This window comes from Leucothrix arctica, assembly GCF_003172895.1.
GTDB classification, from domain to species: Bacteria; Pseudomonadota; Gammaproteobacteria; order Thiotrichales; family Thiotrichaceae; genus Leucothrix; species Leucothrix arctica.
Genome location: NZ_QGKL01000041.1, coordinates 181,415 through 188,160, shown reverse-complemented (window position 1 = coordinate 188,160; position 6,746 = coordinate 181,415). Strand labels below are relative to the sequence as shown.

Sequence of the window (6,746 nt, the reverse complement as noted above, 5' to 3'; positions counted from 1 at the left end):
GGCCATCGCTCAACGGATAAAAGGTACGCCGGGGATAACAGGCTGATACCGCCCAAGAGTTCATATCGACGGCGGTGTTTGGCACCTCGATGTCGGCTCATCACATCCTGGGGCTGAAGCGGGTCCCAAGGGTATGGCTGTTCGCCATTTAAAGTGGTACGCGAGATGGGTTCAGAACGTCGTGAGACAGTTCGGTCCCTATCTGGTGTGGGCGTTAGAATATTGAGGAAAGCTGCTCCTAGTACGAGAGGACCGGAGTGGACGAACCTCTGGTGTACCGGTTGTCACGCCAGTGGCATAGCCGGGTAGCTAAGTTCGGAAAGGATAACCGCTGAAAGCATCTAAGCGGGAAGCCTCATCCAAGATGAGTATTCTCTGGGAACTAGATTCCCCTAAAGGGCCGTTGAAGACTACGACGTTGATAGGCACCATGTGGAAGTCCAGTAATGGATGTAGCTAAGGTGTACTAATTGCCCGTGAGGCTTGATTCTATAACCTTGAATGGTTTGTTGAGCGAAAGTGTGACAAACAGACAATAGTGGGTCACTGCTACTAGATTATTACTTATTCGTGAGCCTGTTGTGGGCCGTTGACTGAGGTTAACGTATTGACAACAGGTATCACACACCGGTTTTCTTGGTAACCATAGAGACATTGAACCACCTGATCCCATCTCGAACTCAGCAGTGAAAAGTGTCATCGCCGATGATAGTGTGGGGTTTCCCCATGTGAAAGTAGGTCATTGCCAAGATTTAATAGGAAGCCCTGTTTACAGATAATACTGTGACAGGGCTTTTTTTATGCCTGAAAGAAAGTGAAATGGAATTAGGTTAAGTACTGAGACTAACTCTTGTATAACTAAAACATAGCGATGAAGTATGAGAATGTTTTAAGTACTTGCTAATTCTTATTACTAACTTCAAAATTAATCATTACAAAAAAAAGTTAGTCTAATATACCAATGATTTTATACATTGCGGAAAAGCCTAGTTTAGGCAGAGCTGTTGCAGATGCACTTCCAAAGCCTCATAGGAAAGGTGATGGCTTTATTACCGTGGGTAATGGTGATGTAGTCAGTTGGTGTATTGGGCACTTGTTAGAGCAAGCACAGCCTGAGGCATATGATGCTGAATTTAAAAAATGGTCAACCGTCCACTTACCTATAATTCCAGAACAGTGGAAATTAGAGGTTAAGTCAAATACACGTAAGCAATTTACTGTACTTAAAAAACTCATCAAAGAGGCTGACACTCTAGTTAACGTTGGAGATCCTGATCGAGAAGGTCAAATTTTGATCGATGAGGTTATAAATCACTGTAAGGTCTCAAAGGCTAAAATAAAGTCAGCACAACGCTGTTTAATCAGTGACTTGAATACAAGTGCAGTGAAAAAGTCTCTTGCTAAGCTTAGAAGTAATACAGAGTTTATTCCTCTAGCTACGTCGGCCCTAGCGCGTGCGCGAGCTGACTGGTTATACGGTATTAATTTGACGCGACTTTGTACTTTGAGAGGACAAAAGTCAGGGTTCAGCGGAGTGTTATCTGTTGGACGTGTTCAAACACCTTTACTAGGCTTAGTTGTTCATAGGGACTTAGATATTGAAAACTTCATTTCAAAACCTTTTTATGAGGTTTTTGTTGAATTAAAAACGTCTAGTAATGAATCATTCAAAGCAAAGTGGAAACCTAGTAAAGCCTGTGAAGATTATATGGATGAAGAGGGGCGGGTTTTATCACGAAAGCTAGCAGAGACCGTCGCGGCAAAAGTCATTAATAGAGCAGGGAAAGTCGTTAATGTTGTTCAGGGCAAAAAGAAGCAAGCAGCTCCGCTTCCTTATAACTTATCGACGTTACAAATAGATGCAGCTAAGCGTTTTGGGCTCAGCGCCAAGCAAGTACTCGATATCTGTCAGCAATTATATGAACGTCATAAGTTAATTACTTATCCGCGCTCGGACTGTCGTTATTTACCAAAGGAGCATTATGCTGACTCAGGAAAAGTGATAGCTGCTATTGCTAAGACTTGTGGAAAGCTGGCTAGTGCTGTTAGTGGGGCAGACTTATCAATTAAGTCTAAAGCGTGGAATGATTGCAAAGTTAGTGCTCACCATGCCATCATTCCTACGATGAAGTCTTTTGACGGAGGGCGTCTATCAAGTGGTGAGGCTAACGTTTACGAACTTGTTGCTCGTCAGTACCTGATTCAGTTCTATCCACCATTTGAATATGGTGAAAAACAAATCGACACGGAAGTGGAAGGTGGTTTGTTTATAGCTAAGCAAAAAGAGGTTTTAAAGGAAGGTTGGAAAGTACTTTTTCCTACAAATAAGGCGTCTCAACAAAGGCAAGAAAATAGTCCTAATAACGCATCTAATAAAGCCACAAAAACAGATGACAATAATGCTTCTACAGCAAGTCTTTCTGATGCGGGTCAAATACAAGATGGTTTTGCATCGGCAAAGTTACCAAATGTCAAAAAGGGTAATGAGTTGCTGTGTACTGATGCACAGTTGATTGATAAGCAAACGAGTCCCCCAAAGCACTTTAATGATGCGACTCTACTTGGAGCAATGACTGGGATAGCTCGATATGTAAATGATCCTGCCATCAAAAAAGTGTTGCGTGAAACTGATGGTTTAGGCACTGAAGCAACACGCGCTGGGATTATAGAGCTACTATTTAAACGAGAGTTTTTGAGCCGGAAAGGGAAAGAAATTCGAGCGACGGTGATTGGGCGCCAATTGATTACAAGTCTACCTGCCAATATGGGTTATCCAGATATGACGGCACATTGGGAGTCTCAGCTTGATGCGATTAGTCAGCGTAAAATGAATTATAATCAATTTATGCAGCCAATGACTCAGGACTTATCGCAACTAATTGATGAAGTTAGTCGCGTTGAGTTTAAAGGCTTGCAAGGTTTAGGTAAGGCTTCTTTTAAAAAGAGAAAGACAGGCACGAAGAAGAAATTTACAGCCAAGAAAAAATGATCTAGCTATTGTATTAAACGACGGTACTTTCTCCACATAATGCAGTCATCATGTACTTCTTTACGTGCTCAGTTGCTAAGTTACTAGCGAGTAAGAAATGTAGCTTGGTAAACGCAGCTTCTAGTGTCATATCATTACCTGATATAACGCCAACTTTGCCTAATGCCGACCCTGTAGCATAGGCACCTTGAGTGACTCCACCTTTCAAGCACTGACTTATATTAACGATACAAATGTCTCTGTCGTTAGCAACTTGAAGAGCCGACATGAAGTCTCGGTTAGCCGCAGGCGGGTTACCCGCGCCATACGTACATAGTACAAGACCTCTAAGCGATTGATTATTTAATAATGCTTCCAGGACGCTTGATTGCATCCCCGGATAGGTATGAATGATCGCTACAGCTGACGGATCAAAATTAGGTACTGTAAATAATGGTTTACCCTGCGGGAGAAGTAGGTGTTTCTTTAGCTCGACGTTGATACCAACCTTGCCTATGCGAGGGTAGTTTGGCGAATCAAAGGCGTCTAGATCTTGACTGCTGACTTTAGTGGCACGACTGCCACGAACTAATAGGCCATTAAAGTAGATACATACTTCTGAAATACTTGGTGTTCCTGCAAGTATTAACGAACTGATTAGGTTATCTATAGCATCATTACGAGCTTCAGTCATAGGGATTTGAGAGCCAGTTACAATGACGGGCTTATCACACCCTTGCAGCATAAATGACAACATAGAGGCCGTATAAGCCATTGTGTCAGTACCATGTAATAAAATAAATCCTTCGTATTTATCCCAGTTTTCTAATAGAGAGTGACCAATATGAGTCCAGTCGGATGGCATTAGATTGGAGCTATCAATAAGGTTTTCAAAACTAATAAAATCAAACTCGGGGATTGGATGACCTGTACGCATTGACATTTGAGCTTGAAGAAACGCTTCAAATCCTTGCATCGGCTGATAGCCAGATGATGTTGACTCCATTCCTATTGTGCCACCAGCATAAAGAACAAGTACTGTCATGCGTCTCCTACCTTGGATAGTAATACGGTTTTTTAGTTTGGTAATAAGCTTAATTTATGCCAATTAAATAGTTTTTATTAAAAAATGCTATTTAATAGATATATCTTTTTTATACGGATAAATACACTATTTAAGATGTTATGCAGTATATAACAAAGTAAATGGTGGTGTTGAAAATCACTGGTACGCTAAGTTTATAGTCGTTTATTAGCGGGCTTGGTTAACCTGATATGGCCAGAAAATTGACAGTTGAGGTGATTTATTATTCTGTTGTTTAATTGAAGAAATTTCACTGATTTATTAAAACAAATATATAGAAAAAGGAAAATTGGCGATTGGATGGTTAATGACGCATAATGATGCGTAAATAGCTACTATTAGCACCAATACCAACAAGTAGAGAATTGAGGTTTGTTTTGTGAATAACGAAGATTTGGGGCGCAATCTACGCTTATTGTGTAGTTATTATAAATCGGTAGCAGAAGTCTGCCGACGCCTAAATATTAATCGGCCTCAATTTAATCGCTACCTGAGTGGTCGTTACAAGCCGTCGGCTAATACGATGAGGCGTTTTTGTGAGTTCTTTGGTGTGGAGGAGCATGAAATGCTACTACCACATAGTCAGTTTAAACTGATGGTCCAAGTTCGCCCAAGTAAAAAGGCAGACGACGTAGGTGAGGTATTAGAAGTAGAGCATCTTGCTCATCTTAAAGAGCTTAGTGGTGATCATTTAGATCGTTATTTAGGTTACTACTTTGAATACTATATTTCTATGGCATGTCCCGGTAAGTTACTGAGAACATTGGTGTGTCTAGAAAAGCGTGGCGGCCAAGTCTACTTTCAACGTACTGAGCGTTTAGCTGAGTTTGAATCGGAGAAGGCTTATCACGGTATTTATAAAGGGGTTGCTCACTTTTTATCTGATCGTATTTTCTTATCAGATTACGAAACACTCACCGACCATGAGATAACCCAAACCATTCTATTCCCTTCGTTTAAAAATAGAGTGTCTCGTCTCACGGGGTTGAAGTTAGGGGTTTCAGGTACTGGAGAGAGAATGCCTTGTTGTGCGCGTGTGTTGTACGAACATATTGGTATGCGGGTTAATATTCGTAAGGCCCTAGCACTATGTGGCTTGTATGAATTGGACTCTCCGGAGATTGATCAAACGATTCTAAACTCGGTGAGTAATGGGATGAAAGAAAATGAGTGGCACTTCCGTGCTCGCTTTTGATTGAAAGCGCTTTGTTTATCTTGAAATAAGTCTCGTAGGTGTAAGCTTATTACAGGACGTGAAAATTTCCAAAAAAAAGCCCTAGAGCAAACACGCTAGGGCTTTTTTATGTTTTTGATTAAGTTGGATAACTTAACAAAAATATCTATTGGTGCTTAGCTATTAGCAGAACCTGAGCTCTTCGGCTTAGGTTTTCTACGACGCTGTTGTGTATTAGCACCATTGCCAGAAGGCTTTCCGCCGCCACCACGATTATCTGAGCGACCACCACGGTTGTTACCGCCTCCGCCACCTGGTTTCTTTGGCTTAGCTTGTCTTACACGCTTCATACCAAAGTTTGATGGAGGTACATCATGACTAGGTTCAAAGCCATCCATTACCTGACGCTCTAGTTCACGACCGATTAGCTTCTCAATGTCTTGTAGTAGCTCAATCTCATCTGCTGAAACAAGAGATACTGCTAAACCTGAAGCGCCTGCTCGACCAGTACGACCGATACGATGAACATAATCCTCAGGTACGTTTGGTAGGTCAAAGTTAACGACAAACGGCAACGAGTCAATATCGATACCGCGCGCTGCAATATCAGTAGCAACTAATACTTGAACAGCACCGGCCTTGAAGTTTTTCAGGGCTTTAGTACGAGCGCCTTGGCTTTTATTGCCGTGAATAGCAGTAGCTGGAATGCCACTTGCATCTAAGTTAGTCGCCAAACGGTTTGCGCCATGCTTAGTACGAGAAAATACTAGAACTTGATTCCACTGCTTTTCTTTAATCAGCTCAGTTAGTAAAGCAGACTTACGCTTTTTGTCTACTGGGCAGATATACTGCTCAACACTTTGCGCTGTCGTGTTACGTGGGCTAACAGAAATCTCAACAGGATCATTAACAATTGTCTTTGCTAAGTTGCGAATTGGGTCAGAAAATGTTGCTGAGAACATAAGGTTCTGACGTTCTTTCGGCATGTTCGAAATGATCTTACGGATGTCATGAATGAAACCCATATCCAGCATGCGGTCAGCTTCATCCAAGATAAGTACTTCAACTTGGTCAAAACGTACGGCATTTTGGTTGTATAGGTCCATCAAACGACCTGGCGTCGCAACCAAAATATCAACACCACGACGCAAACGCATCATCTGTGGGTTAATTTTTACACCACCGTATACAACAGTAGACGTTAGTGAAAGATTTTTACCATAAAGGTCAACGCTTTCAGCAACTTGAGCTGCTAGTTCGCGTGTTGGTGTTAGCACAAGTGCACGAATCTTATTAGGTCCAGGACGTGGTCCTTTTGACAAGATTTCTAGTAGTGGTAGTGTAAATCCAGCTGTCTTACCTGTTCCCGTTTGGGCTGCAGCCATTACGTCCTTGCCCGTTAGGACAAGAGGAATTGCTTTTTCTTGAATCGGTGAAGGCTTGTCGTAGCCTTGCTTCTTGACGGCGTCAAGTATAGGGGCAGATAAGCCCAGTGAGTCAAAGCTCATATTTTTTCTCTT

Annotated in this window: 4 protein-coding genes and 2 rRNA genes; 4 read left to right on the top strand and 2 right to left on the bottom strand. The window is 41.9% G+C overall.

The features are described 5' to 3' along the window. The 3 genes from DKT75_RS17110 to DKT75_RS17100 form a co-directional block, all read left to right on the top strand. Positions 1 to 491: ribosomal RNA gene (locus DKT75_RS17110) — 23S ribosomal RNA — on the top strand; the annotation flags it as partial. A gap of 144 nt (positions 492 to 635) precedes the next feature. Continuing rightward, positions 636 to 751, top strand: a 5S ribosomal RNA gene (gene rrf / locus DKT75_RS17105). A gap of 210 nt (positions 752 to 961) precedes the next feature. After that, positions 962 to 2,989, top strand: a complete 2,028-nt coding sequence (locus DKT75_RS17100; protein ID WP_109825051.1) for a DNA topoisomerase III — start codon at positions 962 to 964, stop codon at positions 2,987 to 2,989. A gap of 13 nt (positions 2,990 to 3,002) precedes the next feature. Here DKT75_RS17100 and DKT75_RS17095 read toward each other — a convergent pair whose 3' ends face one another. Next, positions 3,003 to 4,013, bottom strand: a complete 1,011-nt coding sequence (locus DKT75_RS17095) for a type I asparaginase (RefSeq protein ID WP_109825049.1) — start codon at positions 4,011 to 4,013, stop codon at positions 3,003 to 3,005. Positions 4,014 to 4,431: 418 nt separating this feature from the next. Between DKT75_RS17095 and DKT75_RS17090 the strand changes: the two genes are divergently transcribed. Further along, a complete protein-coding gene (locus DKT75_RS17090) occupies positions 4,432 to 5,247 on the top strand; it encodes a helix-turn-helix domain-containing protein (protein ID WP_109825047.1) in 816 nt (271 codons plus the stop codon). A gap of 155 nt (positions 5,248 to 5,402) precedes the next feature. On the opposite strand, the gene DKT75_RS17085 is transcribed toward DKT75_RS17090, so the two are convergent. Then, entirely contained in the window at positions 5,403 to 6,734 is a 1,332-nt protein-coding gene (locus tag DKT75_RS17085) for a DEAD/DEAH box helicase (protein WP_109825045.1), read from the bottom strand. Positions 6,735 to 6,746: the final 12 nt, after the last annotated feature.

What these genes read in the sequence shown, in the direction of transcription:
- DKT75_RS17100 (WP_109825051.1), top strand. Translation starts at nt 962, where the DNA reads ATGATTTTATACATTGCGGAAAAGCCTAGTTTAGGCAGAGCTGTTGCA.
- DKT75_RS17095 (WP_109825049.1), bottom strand. Translation starts at nt 4,013, where the DNA reads ATGACAGTACTTGTTCTTTATGCTGGTGGCACAATAGGAATGGAGTCA.
- DKT75_RS17085 (WP_109825045.1), bottom strand. Translation starts at nt 6,734, where the DNA reads ATGAGCTTTGACTCACTGGGCTTATCTGCCCCTATACTTGACGCCGTC.